11 protein-coding genes are annotated in these 15,525 nt (G+C 61.1%); 5 read left to right on the top strand and 6 right to left on the bottom strand.

What is annotated here, in order from left to right; translation table 11 throughout:
* The first annotated feature begins 694 nt into the window (after positions 1 to 694).
* On the top strand, positions 695 to 1,057 hold the full coding sequence (locus ACH9L7_RS15930) for a hypothetical protein (protein WP_396611665.1): 363 nt from the start codon (positions 695 to 697) through the stop codon (positions 1,055 to 1,057).
* Here the strand turns inward: ACH9L7_RS15930 and ACH9L7_RS15925 are convergent.
* Positions 1,006 to 2,022, bottom strand: coding sequence for a DUF1616 domain-containing protein (locus ACH9L7_RS15925; RefSeq protein ID WP_396611664.1), 1,017 nt, complete (start codon positions 2,020 to 2,022; stop codon positions 1,006 to 1,008). The genes ACH9L7_RS15930 and ACH9L7_RS15925 overlap by 52 nt on opposite strands.
* A 26-nt stretch (positions 2,023 to 2,048) precedes the next feature.
* The gene (locus ACH9L7_RS15920) at positions 2,049 to 4,175 is read right to left on the bottom strand and encodes a DUF4129 domain-containing protein (protein WP_396611663.1); all 2,127 of its coding nucleotides are present in this window, start codon (positions 4,173 to 4,175) and stop codon (positions 2,049 to 2,051) included.
* 109 nt (positions 4,176 to 4,284) lie between these two features.
* On the opposite strand from ACH9L7_RS15920, the gene ACH9L7_RS15915 reads away from it, so the two are divergent.
* From ACH9L7_RS15915 to ACH9L7_RS15905, 3 genes are read left to right on the top strand one after another with little or no spacing between them, the layout of a single operon-like run.
* A complete protein-coding gene (locus ACH9L7_RS15915) occupies positions 4,285 to 5,784 on the top strand; it encodes a DUF58 domain-containing protein (RefSeq protein WP_396611662.1) in 1,500 nt (499 codons plus the stop codon).
* Between the two features lie 6 nt (positions 5,785 to 5,790).
* Positions 5,791 to 6,270: a hypothetical protein gene (locus ACH9L7_RS15910; protein ID WP_396611661.1), complete on the top strand. Its 480-nt coding sequence runs from the start codon at positions 5,791 to 5,793 to the stop codon at positions 6,268 to 6,270.
* The gene (locus ACH9L7_RS15905) at positions 6,267 to 7,148 is read left to right on the top strand and encodes a hypothetical protein (RefSeq protein ID WP_396611660.1); all 882 of its coding nucleotides are present in this window, start codon (positions 6,267 to 6,269) and stop codon (positions 7,146 to 7,148) included. The genes ACH9L7_RS15910 and ACH9L7_RS15905 overlap by 4 nt, the downstream gene beginning before the upstream one ends.
* A gap of 78 nt (positions 7,149 to 7,226) precedes the next feature.
* Here ACH9L7_RS15905 and ACH9L7_RS15900 read toward each other — a convergent pair whose 3' ends face one another.
* The 4 genes from ACH9L7_RS15900 to ACH9L7_RS15885 all read right to left on the bottom strand — a co-directional run bounded on the left by ACH9L7_RS15900 (position 7,227) and on the right by ACH9L7_RS15885 (position 10,154).
* The gene (locus ACH9L7_RS15900; protein WP_396611659.1) at positions 7,227 to 8,228 is read right to left on the bottom strand and encodes an AAA family ATPase; all 1,002 of its coding nucleotides are present in this window, start codon (positions 8,226 to 8,228) and stop codon (positions 7,227 to 7,229) included.
* Positions 8,221 to 9,270 carry a DUF4350 domain-containing protein gene (locus ACH9L7_RS15895; protein ID WP_396611658.1) on the bottom strand — a complete coding sequence of 350 codons (1,050 nt, stop codon included), beginning with the start codon at positions 9,268 to 9,270 and terminating at the stop codon, positions 8,221 to 8,223. The genes ACH9L7_RS15900 and ACH9L7_RS15895 overlap by 8 nt, the downstream gene beginning before the upstream one ends.
* Positions 9,271 to 9,273: 3 nt before the next feature.
* Positions 9,274 to 9,549 (bottom strand): hypothetical protein, encoded by a 276-nt coding sequence (locus ACH9L7_RS15890; protein ID WP_396611657.1) that lies wholly within the window; start codon positions 9,547 to 9,549, stop codon positions 9,274 to 9,276.
* Positions 9,550 to 9,662: 113 nt separating this feature from the next.
* The gene (locus tag ACH9L7_RS15885) at positions 9,663 to 10,154 is read right to left on the bottom strand and encodes a hypothetical protein (RefSeq protein WP_396611656.1); all 492 of its coding nucleotides are present in this window, start codon (positions 10,152 to 10,154) and stop codon (positions 9,663 to 9,665) included.
* Between the two features lie 394 nt (positions 10,155 to 10,548).
* On the opposite strand from ACH9L7_RS15885, the gene ACH9L7_RS15880 reads away from it, so the two are divergent.
* Positions 10,549 to 15,516 (top strand): CARDB domain-containing protein, encoded by a 4,968-nt coding sequence (locus ACH9L7_RS15880; RefSeq protein ID WP_396611655.1) that lies wholly within the window; start codon positions 10,549 to 10,551, stop codon positions 15,514 to 15,516.
* Positions 15,517 to 15,525: the final 9 nt, after the last annotated feature.

The raw sequence follows: 15,525 nt of genomic DNA, 5'->3' as shown, positions 1-15,525 counted from the left end.
ATTAATAAAGTGGGTATAGATTCCATTATGAATTCTAAACCGAGGTTTAGACATTATATTCTAAAATTGTATTTTGAAATTATAATCTCACTCACCGCAGTTGTGTATATTTAGTACAATATTATTCATTGGCAAATCCCGCGCTCGAAGTGGGGTCCAGTTTTGAGATGTGATAATCTGTTATGAGGGTGTGAAGAAACAACCAGCGCTCAGTCTCGGCGACTGGCGGTAAACACCATGCCGGAGAGACAGATTGCCACGACGACAGAGAGAGCGGTGAATCCGGGGACAGACGTTACGGAGGCCGTCGTTCCTTTTCTGACACTGGTCGTTCCTGTTGGTTCGTGGGTCGTTTCGACCGTAGTGGTAGATTTTGTCTCTGCGGCCGCTGTCGTAACGTTTTGCTGTGTGATAAGCAGTGGACCGGCAGTGAACCGAACCGGGTCCGCTGTCGACACGGTGGCGGCGAGTTCAACTTCCGTCGTCGACCCGGCAGCGACGGCAACACGCAGAGGGAGAACACGGACAGGGATAACGCGCCGACTATAACACTGATACAAGTGTTTCACCCCGTCGTCGATATATTTGATTTGTAACAATTATGATTGTAATGAATATCTCCCCGCGGCTGTGTGAGCAGCCGACACGGAGAGTGGCGGGTCTTACGACCGAATGAGGAGACAGTACACAGTATATGAAGGGAGACTCACTACACAGACGGGGTGGGGTCGCTTGGGTTGCGCTCCTCGTCACGGGCGCGATATTCGCGCCGGTTGCAGGGGCCGCACAGACATCTGTCCCGGCGCAGGCAGGGGCAACTGCGAATACGTCGGCGGAAGCCGTCGAACGCGGTGTCGAACAGAATTCGACGACACTCTCTGGTGCGGTAACGTATCAGCTTTCACAGGCGGACGCCCGCGACTTCTTGCAGACGTGCCAGTCGAGGGGCGAGGCGGCAGACATCAAGTGGGCCATGACCGAAGAGCGAATCGCCGCAGAAAACAGCTATCCGTCGGCCGGTGCGGACACGTTCACCCAGAGGTGGACTTCGCGGTAGGCGTTGTCCACGGTCGGTTTCGTGGGCGCGTCGCCCTTGTATAGCAAGTACGTGAGGCGCAGTCGGTCACCCGTCATGGTGGGCGTGACCGTATCCTTGGTCCGCCACGTCGAGTTGGCCTCGATGGTCGGCGAGTACCTGTTGAGTTCCGTTCGTTCGAGCACTGTCGTCGAATTGTTGGCGACTTCGACGCGTTGTAACTGCGAGACGACGGTGTAATCGACCGTCTGGTGTTCGTGGTTGCCGACGCCGACATAGAGCGACCTCGACTCTCCCGCCGTGAACTCGGTTGGGTAGTCGTCGGCCACGAGTTCTCCCGACTCGTTTTCGGTGAGCAGATAGAGTTCCGAGAACGACTCGCCCTGCCCGGGGTCGGCAACCGCGTATCCGACGGCACCGACCGCCAGAATGATACTGAACACGAGGACCACGTTCAAGGCGGCGTCGGCGCGCGAGTCGGGGTCGAACAGCTCTGCGCGTGCACCCGAAACCCACGACTTGTACGGGACGGTAAAGCGCCGTTCTTCGGGAACTGCGGCGCGTCTCCGGGCGGCAATCACCGCTGCGAGGACTGTGAATCCGCTAATCGAGACGATAATCGGGACGAGGCGAATTCCCCAAGGAGTGAAGTTGAGGACCAGTCCGAGAAGTGGAACGACTGCAATACTCGTCCCGAACGAGAGGGCAACGCGTTCGATGCCATCGATACCGTCACGGACGGTCTCTTTTCCCTCGTCGTCGACAAGCGCGCCCGCTTCGGGAAAGAGTGCGGCGATGAACGCATAGCCGGGGACGAACAGTACGTACGGGAGTCCGAGGACGACGCGGAGCGGCGTCTCGCGGACGCCAGGGATTGTGACAGCCCCACAGGTCAACACGACCAGCGCCACGACTGCGGCTAAGTCCGGGGGGAACGACCGAACTGGGCGTGGCACGAGGAGGCGCCAATCCGTATCGGAGGTCATCGCCTATTGGTTGGGTGAACTGTTCACTAAAATTGGTCGGTCTCCCCAGTTCGCGTTGTCGCAATCTCGACGGCCCGCGTCCCTCGTTTCTCGGACACAGCCTCGGGTGCGAATGCGGCGGTCTCGTACGACTCGGTCAACTCGCGTGCGGCGTCCATTTCGTCGTCTGTGACGTGGGGTCGAACGTGTTCGAGGAACTCCCAGTGGGTAAACGAGGAGTCGAGGTCGAACGAACGCCTGAAGTCCTCCCGAACGAGGTCGTAGGCACCGATTACGGCGGCATCGACATCACCCCGTTCCAGATGCGCTTCGAGCGCGTCGAGTTGTGCGTCCTGCGCCGGTTGCGAGGGCGATTCGGGGTTCGACTCGGGCGACTCTGTGGAATCCTCAGTGGACTCCGACTCGATATCCTCGCGACGCGACGCTGTTCCACCGGGCAGTGCCGACAGTAGTGCCGTGACCATCTCGGGAGGAAGCACGCCGGAGGCACGGGCCACGAACACGCCGCCCAGACCGAGAATGAGGAGACCCGCCGCGGCACCGACGAGTGTGAGCGCGTCGAGTCCACCGTCCATCGCCGATGGAACGGTTAGTTGCGCACGCCCTGTCGCCGATTCGAGGTTGCCTCCCTGTGGGTCGAACACTGCGACGACGGTCGGCTGTCGGGCGTCGATTGCACTCAAGTTGACCTGCGAGCGGAACGCTCCCGTCGCATTCGTTCGAACTCGACCGACGGTCGTCGAGTTAACCTGAAGCCGAACGACCGAATTCGGGACGGCCTCTCCGTCTTCGGTCGTCAAGCGGCCGCGGACCGTCGCATTGGACGATGAAACATCAGCGGCGTCGACAGAGAGGACCGTCGGCGTGGAGTTGACGACGAGAGTCGATTCGGCCGTCGAGCGGCGCAGTGCCTGCTCGTCGAGGGCGAGCGCCGCCCGAACCGAGACGGTCCCAGTGGACAGCGACGCGGGGATGTCAGTCGCGTGCGTGAACGTTCCGTTTTCGCCGGTCTCAGTTCGAAGCACGCGATTGCCGACCACCACCCGCACCGGGATATCGGCAACGCCGTGCCCCGATGCGGTTGCAGTCCCGCGGATTCGGAGTCGGTCGCCGAACCGCACGGTGTCGGTCGATGTCGTCACCGTAACCGTCGTGTTGGTCTGTGTAATCGAAACCGGAACCGTCGCGTCGGACCGGTCGTACAGCGACGTGGGGCGAGGAATGTACGCGACATCGAGCGTCGTGGCGTTGTTCGAGACGAGCGTCGGTCGGTACTGAAGCGAAAAGCCCCCGGTCGAGTTCGTCGAGACGGTGTGTGTCTGCGACCCCACACGGATTCGTACCGTGCGGTTCGCCACGGTTTCGCCGCCAGCTGCATCGAGCGACCCGACGAGGACGACGGGCGAGTCGTACGCAATCTGGGAGCGATTCAGCGAGACAGAGAGGCTCGTCTCGACGAATTCGAGTTCTCGAATCTGTTCGGCCGAGGCGGTGGTGTTGTTCGAGAGTTCCGAGATAGCCTCCGCCGACGAAGTCAGGTTCGCCGACGTCTCGTTGCTGAGCCACCCGAAGTCAGCGTTGAGATTGGTCGCCGATTCGTTGACTGTCTCGGCTTGCTTCGACAACTCGCGTGCGAGTTCGCGCGCTCGCGTCGTGTTGCCGTTTTCGCGGGCGGTCTCGTACTGTTCTTTCGTCTCCTGAAACTCGGTGAGCGACTCGACGAATCGCTGTTGTTCCTTTCGCGATTCGTTGAACCGCGACGCCACCTCGTCGTCCTGTTCCGACTCCGTCTCTCTGGTGACGTTGACGTATTTCGAGACCCAGTCGGGATACGAGCGATTGAGGCGCGAACACACCGCTCGGTCGAGCGTTCGGTTTTCCCTGACGCAGTTCACGAGCGTTTCACTCATCCGCCCGGAGAGCCATCCCTTGACGGCCGACAGGTCACCGCTGTCATCGGTTTCGTCGGGATTCTCGTGCTGCGTCGTCGAATTGTTCTGCGCGTCGGGCGTCTCAACCTGAAGGGGCGCGTCGTGGACACGCGAAACGTCGAGCGTCCGGTCTGCGTGAGCGCTCGCTGCGACGCCGGGGGCTACCGCCGAACAGACGACGAGACAGACCAGCACCCAGGTGAGTACCCGACTCGAATTCACGTACGCAGTGTATCTGACGGGTTCATAAAACATCTTCTGTCGAATCCGTGTTCAGTGTGCGAAACTCTATCGCCCAACATTTTAAGTCGTCTACCAAGTCTGTAGAGACATGCGGGTCACGAGGCGGTTCTGGGAAGTCGCAGGGGTCGGTGGATTCCTCTGTGTTCTCGCGGTCGTACTTCAGCGACCGTTTCTCGCCGGTGCGGCGGGGATTCTCGCCGTGTGGCTCCTCGTTCGCCAGTATCTGTTCACCACACACCTTCGCAAGGGTTCGGAAGCACTCTCGGTTACACAGACTGCGTCGCGGACGCGCGTCATCACCGACGAACCGTTTCTCGTGACGCTTTCCGCCTCGATTCCACAGGTTCCATCCGGCGTCGACATCTCCGTCCGCTCCTCTCCGCCGCTCGCCGCGACGACCGAGTCGGGGTCGTCGTCAGTGCAGTTGTCCGCCGGTGACACCGACGCGACGACCTCGTACCGCGTGGCGATTCCGACGGCCGGAGTCGGGCGATTCGACCGCCCGGAAGTGACACTCCGTTCGGCCGACGGACTGTTCGAAGAGTCGCTCTCGGTCGGGGACGCCACGACCGTCACCGTCGAACCGCGAGCGCCCCGCCGCGTCCACGTGGGAGAAGGCGGCCAGCGAATCTCGACCGGCTACGGAGAACACACCTCCGACCAGCGAGGGTCGGGTATCGAACCGGCCGAAATCCGACAGTACGTCCACGGAGACGACATCAGTCGCATCGACTGGAAGGCCACCGCTCGGCTGAACCAACCGCACATCCGCGACTATCAGGTACCGACTGCGCAACAGACGGCCCTGGTCGTCGACCATCGCGCGTCGACTCGGCTGTCGGGCGTCGATGGCTCGGCACTGGATTACCTCCGCGAAGTCTCGCTTGCCTTCCTCAATAGCGCGGCAGAACTGGATGACCCGGTCGGCCTGTATTCGGTTTCCGACCACGGAAGTACCCACGTGGTCCGACCACGAGCGAGCGACGAGCAGTATCGGCGACTTCGCCAAAGGCTTCACAACCTCTCTGCGTCGGCGGGCGGCGACGCTGTGGGTGACACGACGACAGGCTCCGGCTCCGCAGCTGACGCGACGACAGGCAACGACTCCGTGGCGGACCGGACACAGCCCACACACACGCGTCACTTTGCGACAGCAATCGTCTCCGACTCGTCGCAGTACAGTGAGACGCTGTATCCCTACTTCAGGGCGACCGACCGATACGTCGAGCGATTCAGCGACAAACCCCTGTTTTCAGCCGTCAAACGACACCTGTCGAGAGTTCAGGGGTCGGTGCAGACGCTCATCTTCACCGACGACACCAACCGCGGCGAACTCTACGAAGCAGTCAAAGTCGCCCGCAAAGACGACAGCCACGTGCTGGTCTTCATCACGCCACGGATTCTGTTCGACCAGGACGCGTTCGGTAATCTCGAAGCGGCCTACCGGGAGTACCAGGACTTCGAGCGATTTAGAACGCAACTCAGTACGTTCGAAGGGGTCTCCGCGTTCGAAGTCGGGCCAGCCGACAGGCTCGCAGCGATACTGAACCGACAACAGCACACCGACCCAACAGCGTCTACCCGATAACACAGCATGGATACACGAGTTACCACACAGGAGCGAGGGACCGCGGCCACAGCACTCGCTGGACTCGCCGCGACACTGGTTGGCATCGCCGGATATCTCGAAACCGGAGTGCTCGGAGTTGCGATTGCGGTTGCACTCGGACTCCTGTGGTTCCGCATCCCGTCGGTCTACGTGTTCGCCCTCGGCCAACTTGGTATCGCAGTTCAAACGTCGCACCCGCTTTCTCCGGTGTGGCTCCTCGCGGAAACTGGTCTCGCCATACTCCTCGTCAGCGACACACAGCCATTCCAAACGGTCCGCACAGCGATTGGCCCGGCCATCGTCGTGGTGCTCGGCAGTCTCGTCGTTATCTGGGGGGCGGTGACGACATCGCTCGACCACTGGCAGCTTGCGAGTGTGGTCTGTCTTCTCAGTGCGGGCGGTATATATGCCATGCACCGCTATCAGCGAGTTACCATGGGTCTCGTGGAGGCAGTGGACGTATGAGTACGAACGACTCACTGGGTCGAGACGCCGACGGCAGTGGGGAACGCGCCGACAGCGACGCAGCAGAACTTCGAGGCGAAGTCGAATACCTTCGCGAAGAAAACCAGCGGCTCCGGACCGAGTATCTCCGCGCCCGGCAGGCCACGTATCGGAAATCCGCGGTCGCACTGCTGGCGCTCGGTGCGCTCTCTCTCCTCGGGTCGGTGGTGTTTCCGTCCGTTCGGACGGTACTCATCGTCCTCGCGGGGACCGGCGGGTTCGCCGGTGTGCTCTTGTTCTATCTCACACCGGACCAACTCGTCCCCGCGTCGGTCGGCGAAGCGACGTACAGCGCGTACGCGACGCTCGGTGAACAATTGCAGTCCGAACTCGGACTCCAGGATATCTCCGTCTACACGCCGCTTTCGAACCCGGACCCGAGCACCGCTGGCGTTCGGTTGTTCGTCCCGCAGTCGACCCAGTGGGACCACCCTGACGCGGATGCGTTGCGTGCGCTGTTCGTCTCTCCTGACGACGCGACGCGTCGAGGTGTCGGAATCACACCCGCCGCAACGCAACTCTACCGGGAGTTCTCGCAGTCGGTCACGGGAGAGCTACAGACGGACCCCGGAGAACTCGCTCGCCGGTTGGCTGACGGGGTCGTCGAACAGTTCGAACTCGCCGAAGCTGCACGGACGGAGGTCGACGGCGACGACGGCCGCATCACGGTTCGCGTCACCGACACCTCCTACGGGCGACCAACGACGTTCGACCACCCGATTGTCTCGTTTCTCGGAATCGGGCTGGCCGACACGCTCGGCACGCCAGCGGTGCTAGAGTCGGTCATACCGGACGGTGACGAGTTCGTCGTCACGTTCCGGGTAGAAGAAGACAGCTAACGTCGATACGAGTACCAGCCTGTTCGGTTACTTGTCGGTCGTTGGCCAACCGCTGTTCGTCCGTCGTCTGGTCAATCGTTACTCGTCGGTCGTCTGACCACCGTCACCGACTGCGGCCGACGGTTGCTGGAGGTCGGCGGTGCTCGGTGGTGAGATGGTCGAAACGAGGTCTTCGACGACGGTTTCGGTCGAGATACCGCCGATTTCTGCGTCCGTTCCCAGCACGAGACGGTGGGCTAATGCGGGGACAGCAAGTTCCTTCACGTCGTCCGGAATGACGTAGTGGCGGCCGTTGATTGCGGCCTGTGCCTTCGACGCCTGCTGGAGTGCCAGCGCACCACGGGTGGAGACGCCGTACTCGACATCCGGGCTGTCGCGGGTTTCGTCGATGATGTCCAAGATGTAATCGCGGACTGCAGGGGAGACGTGGACATCCGAGACGGCTTCACGCGCGGCGAGGATGTCGTTTGGCGTGACGACGGTGTCGATGTCTTCGGGGCCGAGTTTCGGTTCGTAATTGAACCGGTCGAGGATTTGGGCCTCGTCGTCACGTTCCGGAAGGTCGACGGTGATTTTGAACTGGAACCGGTCACGCTGTGCTTCCGGAAGGCCGAACGTCCCTTCCATCTCGATGGGGTTCTGCGTGGCGATGACCATGAACGGAGACGGGAGACTGAGCGTCTCGCCTTCGATAGTCACCTGTGTTTCTTGCATCGCCTCCAACAGCGCGCTCTGGGTCTTCGGCGTCGCCCGGTTGATTTCGTCGGCGATGACGAGATTCGAGAAGATAGGACCGCGTTCGAGTTCGAACTCCCCGGCATCCTCGCGGTAAATTCTGGTCCCAGTCACGTCCGCAGGGAGCAGGTCGGGCGTCATCTGAATTCGACGAGAGTGGAGTCCGGAGGTCCGAGCAAACACGTTCGCGAGCGTCGTCTTTGCGACGCCCGGAACACCTTCGAGCAACACGTGGCTCCGTGTGAGAAGCGACACGGTAAGCCGGCGGATTGGCTCTTCCTGCCCAATGAGAACCTTGCTTGCCTCTGATTGAATCTCAGAGTACAGCTGGGCGGGGTCAGTCATTGTCCTCTTCTTTCGGTCCGTCGTTCATAACTCCTGCCATCAATTTTCGAAGTCGAGACTGGTTCCATTCGGGGTTGCGACCATGTACGTACCGGGTGAGCGCTTGGTCGTCAACCTCGCTCCCGTCTCGGGGCGCGGACGTCAACAGGTCGTCAATCGCGTCTCGGTGGTGTGTCGCCACTCGAATCCCGACGAGACCGACGAGGCCGACGAGCAGTTGTGCAACGACAGTCGTGCGAAGCCACAGCAGCGCCGACACGAGCGGTGGCACACTACTCGTATGGCTGTAGTCGAGAAAGACCTGCGAGTGCGAGTCGAAGAGGTTCCGCGCGAAGTGACGGTTCCCCGGGCGGTCCGCCATGGCGTTGATGAATATCGAGGGGTCGCTCACGACGACGAGCGTCCCGTTCCCGATTTCCTCGCGCGTCACGACGGGACGGGCCCGGAGCGTTTCGTCGGTGTCGAGCGCGTAATCCCGGTCGCTATCGAGATACGCGTACTCCGAACTCCGGGCGAGGACCGTTGCGTTCCCGCTGCGGACGGCCGTCCCGTGGTTAAGCGTGAGTCGCTCGACGCCGGAGAGAACCGAGCGATTTTCCACCTTCGTCGCAACGGAGATGTTCGGACTTCGGTAGTACTCGGTTTCGTCACGGAGCAGTCGGCCGTCGATTCGCGACGAGGACCCCACGCCAGCGAGGAGGTCGTTCGTGTGAGGGTTGAAATCTTCGGCGACGACGACCGTCCCCCCGGCAGCGAGGAACCGTCGTATCTGTTCCTGTTCGGCAGCAGAATAGGCCGTATCGGGGGAAAGGATAATCACGAGTGCATCGGTTTCGTTGGCGTATCGCGACACCTCGGTCGTCGTCGAAAAGTCCACCTCTGTCGTCTCCGCGATGTCCTGAAGGTCGGTTGCACCGTCCCAGGCAGCGTTGTAGGCGCTGAACGAAACCGCGGACGTCGACCCCGCGACGACGAGCGTCCCGACGAGGAGCACCGCCAGTCCGCCAACGAGCAAGCGAACGTATCGGTCAGTGGTCGCCATCGATTAGAACACTCCCGGGGGAAGAATCTCCAAGATGCGCTGGACGACGATGTAGGCGAAGCCAATCAACCCGAGGAGGATGACCCACCGAAGTCGGCGTCGCCACCGCGGCGTGACGTGAAACGGTGCGGTGAGTTCGACGTTGACGAGAAAGCCAATTAGGGAAAGGACGAAGAACAACTCGAGTTCGAGCGACCCCAAGAGAGACAGAAAGAATGCCGCAGCGAGCATCACTCCGACTTGGGCGTGGACGAAGCGATGTCGGCGTGACGTTACCATGATGGTCTCTGTGCGTGGGTCGATGTTCAAACTGTCGTCCGACGCAGGCGGGTGTGTCGAACCGCCGTCCGACGCAGGTGGGGCGTCACCCTGCCGTCCGACGTAGACTGGAGTCACTCGTCGGACGCTTCGAGGGTGTTGAGGACTTTGAGCGAGAGTTCGTTCGCAGAGAGGTCCCCGTTTTGGAACTGCTCGAACCACTCGGCCTTCGCGTACCACGTTCCGAACTTGGTGTCTTGGTCTTCGAGGACTGTGGCATCGAGGCGCTTTGCCGACCAGCCGTCTCCGATGTGTCTGAAGAATCCACCGGCGATGGAACCGACTTCACCGCCAACGGCCTGATAGCTATCCTTCGTCGAGATGTATCGCAAGTCAACCCGCCGTTCGGCGGGGAACGCGGTGATTTCGACGACGGTAATCTCCTTGTCTGCGAGGAAGGACCGAAACTCCTTGCCTCGCTTGATGAAAGGAGACGGTGTCGGTGTCGCGGTGGTCTGGGTTTGAGAGGTTGTCTCACCACCCCCGTTCGTATCAGATTGTGAACATCCTCCGAGGAGGGCAAGCGAGGTACTCCCGACTGCGGCGAGGAAGTGGCGTCGTCGCATTTCTCTAGTGGGTGTATGAATCGCCAATCAAAATTAGTTTGTGGAACGGGGACTGTGAGAATTCGTAGGCAACAATAGCTTCAAGTTCATCGTCTGCATCAACCGAACTACCGCTGGCAGATACCAAACCCGATAGAGAGGTAGAAAGTTCTCTGTTCATGACCTTCTTTATCGTTTAATTTTCGCTGTAGTAATCTATTGTAAATACATAAGTATTTTAACGCTTGTATCAGTTGCATGTACCATGAGGCCTACGACCAGCAACAGGACTAAACTTTTAAGTTTGGTTCTGACGGGGGTTGTGGTCCTATCGATGGTGGTAGGGCCCGTTAGCGCGAGCACCCTCGCCTCACAAGATGCATCGGCCTCACTCGACAGCGGAGGTGTCTCCCTCATGGAGGGGACAACGGCCGCTGTCAGTGATGACCTAAAAATCAATAGTACAGATAACATCTCGATCTGGCAATACGGGATTCGTCCTCTCAGGGCGCATATCACGCCCTGGGAGTTCACCCAAGGGGAGGACGGAAGCGGCTATGATGCCGTTCAAAGTCCGAGTACGACGATAAAAAGTACGACAACGTACCTCGATGCCGGAGATGTTGCGACCCAACTCAAGAAAAACGAGTTCTACGCGTTCGAGCAAGGGACTCCAGTAACGACCAAGTTCGACGGGAGCCCCGTCGGCAAGCCCGATGTCATCTCGGGTGAGAAGGTCCAGACGGTCGCAGTCCACATGAAGAAAGGGGCCAAACAGCCCGGGTCCATCGAAGACGTTGCCGCGTTCATTACGTCGAGCAACGACACGTCGTCCCGGATTGTCGAGAATACGACCGGTGAGTCCGGTGAGAACTACTTCCAGTTCACGCCCCAGAAGTCCGGTCAGTACGTCTTTGCGACGGTTCTCGTCGAAAACAGTAGCGAGACCGGTCTCGCGCCCGCCGGGAACGGAAACCTGACCGCCGAAAGCAACGTGACCGTTGTCGGGTTCGACTACTTCGTCGTGCAGCAGGGGAGCTCGCAGGTGAGTTCGCCTGACGTCGCTGCAATTGGAAACAACGTTTCGGTCACCGCCGACGCGTCGAACCTCAGCAGCGATACGGTCACGCACACGGTCGTCCTCCTCGACGAGGACACGCTGGCCAACCAAGAACAGACCATCACGCTCGATGGGTCGAACATCAGTGAAATCAACTCGACCATCGAGAACGTCGAGGGAGCAACCGACATCCACGAGGATGCGAACTTCCTCGGAAACGAACTCCCACCGAGCCGGTACAACGGGAACACGAACCTGATTTCGCTGCTCGACCGCCTGAGCGGTAATTCGACGAACGTCACCGCGACGGACAACACGACGATATACGCGTCGGTCAACAGCACGGTTGGTGGCCCGACCGAGACGGTCACCCTCCGGACGTCCGAGAACTTCTCTGCGGGCGAGTATTCGATTATCCACTTCGCCACCGCACAGAACGGCACGGAGACGCTGACCGCGACGGATTCGGTGAACCTCACGGAAGGCGTCCCACTGAACGTCAACGCGAGCGCCGTCGAAATTCAGCAGGGCGACAGCGTCACGCTGAACGTCACGCGCGCGGACACGGAAGAGCGCGTGTCGGGTGCAAACGTCACCTACAACGGCCAGACGTTCACGACGGACGCGAACGGTCAAGTGACGTTCACGCCGCTCGAATCCGGCACGGCCAAAGTGACCAAGGAGCCTGAAAACGGGACGGCGTTCGTCTCGACCAGCATCGACCTCTGGGTTATCAAGCCAGAGATGGAACTCGTCGATTACGGCGTCTCCTCGACGGCAATCGGTGCCAACGAGACGCTGACGGTCAACGCGACCGTTCGGAACTACGGTACCTTCGACGGGCAGTTCGCACTCGACCTGAAGAAGGACGGGCAGGTCGTCGACTCCAAGACGGTCACAGTGCCCGCCAACGACACGCACACCGAGCAGTTCAGCCTCACGTTCGACACTGACGGCACGCACAACGTCACGGTCAACGACGAAGCACCGACGATGATCTTCGTCGGCGACGCGGCCGACTTCTCGTCGAGCCTCACCGTGCCGACCGAAGTCGAGAAAGGTACCATCCCGGTCAACGCGACGGTCTCGAACAGCGGAAACCTCGACGTGACGTCAGGTGTCCGCGTCGTCGTCCAAGCGCAGGCGGAAGGCAGCAGCACGTGGACCGACCTCGTGAACAAGACTGTCACCCTCAACGCTGGCGACTCCGTTGACCTCAACACGACGCTCTCGCGGACCGAGGCGCGCAACTACACGGTTCGTGTGGTTGCCGACCCGGACGACGAGTTCACCGAACCGATCGAAGAGAACAACAACGTTAGCGCGAACATCACCGGTGGCCCGCTCGCCAAGGGTACCGTCGTGGAAGCCGACGGCGACGCTGCCGTCGACGACCAGGTCTGGGTCCTCAACCGGGACGCGAGCGAGACCAACCAATCGTGGTTCGTCGGACAGACCTTCACCGACGACCAGGGCCGGTACCTCGCTCCCATCCTGAGCGACACCAACCAGACCGTTGGCTACGTCCAGGGTGACCCGTCCGGTATGGACGGCGCAAACTTCGCCCGCGACGGCTCGCCGGACATCTACACGCTGGCGGACATCAACGGAAGCGATAGCATCCTCGACCTCGGCACGACCAACCTCCCGGACGCTGGCGTGCTGAACATCACCGTCGTCGACCAGGACGGTAACCCGGTCGAGAACGCCTCGATTGCCGTGCTGCACAAGAACGACGGCGTGCGGTCCGGTGTCGCGTTCAACTCGAGCGCGAACGGACTCTTCCCGGTCGGTGAAGACGGCAAGACCGGTATCGAACTCAGCGGCGACGTGATGGTTCGCGTCAAGCCGCCGGAGAACAGCAGCAAGTTCGCGAACCGCACGTACACGAAGAACCTCACCGTCGACACGACGGGCGACAACGTCACGTTCACGCTCGCCGAGGCTGCGGACCTCTCGCCCAGCCTCGATGTCGACCAGAAGCAGACGTTCGGCGACGGCGTCACCGCGAACGTCACCGTCTCGAACGACGGTCTGGTCAACGTCTCCAACTCGACGGTCAACCTGACGGTCGACCCCGCCTCGGGTCCGGCCAAGACCTTCACGAAGCACACGGGCACCATCGAAGCCCGGAACGAAGCGAACAACTCGACCACGCTCACCTTCGACCTCACCGACTTCGCCGCGGACAACCTCCTCGGCGACCTCGCTGACGGGAACGCGAAGGTGACCGCGACGGTCGACCCCGCAGACGACATCGTCGAGACCGACGAGACGAACAACCGCGCCGTCAACTCGACGCGCGTCGTCTACGCTGACCCGGCAGTCCGCATCGAAGGACAGAGCACCGCGCTCCAGAGTCAGCAGGCAACCTACGTCGTCTACACGGAGAACAACGGAACGGCAGCGACTGGCGAGTTCAACGTGACCGTCGACTACGGTGACGGTACCACGGAGAACGTCACCATCTCGCAGCTCAACGCCACCGAGGCGAATGCGACGACGCTCACCCACACGTTCAGTACGAGCGGTGACAAGACCGTCACCGCGAACGTCTCCGACGGCATTCCGTTCTCGAACAACGAGAGCACGAAGAATGTCACCGTCAAGGCGTTCGAACTGAACCTCACCGACGAGAACGTCTCTGTGCCCCCGCGAGTGGAGAACAACACCACGTTCACCGTCCTCGCAGGCTTCGAGACGAACCACCCGTCGACCACCAACGCGACGCTCGACCTGCCGACTGGCCTCGAGCTCGCCGACGGTGAGACGGCAACGCACGAAGTCCAGACGACCGCAACGGGCGGCGTCACCGCGTGGAAGGTCCGCGCGAACACGACCGAAGACATCGACAACGCACAGCTGAATGTCTCGGTCGAAGCCTTCGGCGAGAGCGACACGGCGTCGGCGACGACGAACGTCACGCTCCCGAAGGTCATGCACAGAGTGACGAACTCCACGACGCTGAACACGAGCACGACCGAAACGCTCGCGCTCAACGTCTCGGACGCGACGACCTACGAACACAACCTCACCGTCAACGTGCAGGCTGGCGCGGACGGCCGGACGCTGCGTGGTCTCGAATACCTGTTCTGGTACCCGTACGGGTGCGTCGAACAGACGACGACCCAGATGATGTCCGCGCTCCGTACCGACCAGTACTACCGCGACGGTGCGATTCCGGACAGCTACGACCGCGACCGTGCGAACACCACCGTCAGCCAGGGTATCAGCAAGCTCGCCGACGAGCCGACGCCCGGCTTCTACGCCAACATCTCGCAGCACGACAACGGTGCATGGAGCATGTTCGGCTACAACCCGAACGGTGACCTGTTCTACACCATCTACGCCCTGCAGGGCTCGAGTGCCGTCTCTGACGACACGGTGCAGAGCAACCGCACGTCGGTCAACAACAGCCTGAAGAACATCTCCCAGAGCGGCGCAGTGCTCTGGCTGGCTGACAAGCAGCAGGAATCCGGCGCGAACGCTGGAAGCATCCGCCCGAGCGGGTACTTCCTCCGCGACCGCGTCTCCGCGACTGCGTACACCGCAGTCGCAGTCGACCGCGCTGAGGACGACCTCAACGCGAGCGCCACGGCTGCCGCCGACAACTTCTCCGTCGATGCGGCGGTCTACCTCATCGACGAGCAGAACGCTGCCGGTAACTGGAGCACCGGCACCAGCCAGTCGTACTACGATGCGACTGGCCGCGAGGTCCAGCAGACTGCCTTCGCAGTTCGCGCCCTCGCGTCGCTCAACGAGAGCCAGCGCGCCGAAGTGAACAACCAGACGAGCACGAACGTCAGTGCCGCCATCGACAGCGGTGTCCAGTGGCTCGCTGACAACCAGAACGGCGACGGCTCCTGGAAGGGCTACTGGAGTTCGCCGTACTGGAACAACGTCGGCGAGAAGGCCCGTTCGACGGGTAACGTCATCCTGGCGCTCAACGCCGCGGAAGGCTACACGGCGTCGAACAACACGACCGTCTCCACGGGTGTCAACTACCTCGTCGGCATCTACCAGGAAGGCGGTTCGTTCGGTAACACCCGCGCGACGGGTGTCGCCATCGATGCACTCACCACGGCGGACCAGCGTGGCTCCGGCGCGCAGACGGTGACCATCGAAATCAACAGCTCGACCAGCCGGCCGGTCACTGTCAACAGCTCCTCGCCGACTGCCGAGGTGACGTTCACCACGGACGAGCTCGTCTCGCTCCGTGAGAACGGCACCATCACGCTGACGACGGCGAACGACTCGCTCGTCGTCATCGGTGCTGAGTCCGAACAGCTCGTCAACGAGCAGGAGTACGAGGACTCCAACTAAGGTGGAACG

This window comes from Haloferax sp. S1W, assembly GCF_044593955.1.
Taxonomy (GTDB): domain Archaea; phylum Halobacteriota; class Halobacteria; order Halobacteriales; family Haloferacaceae; genus Haloferax.
This window is presented reverse-complemented; position numbering and strand designations above follow the sequence as displayed.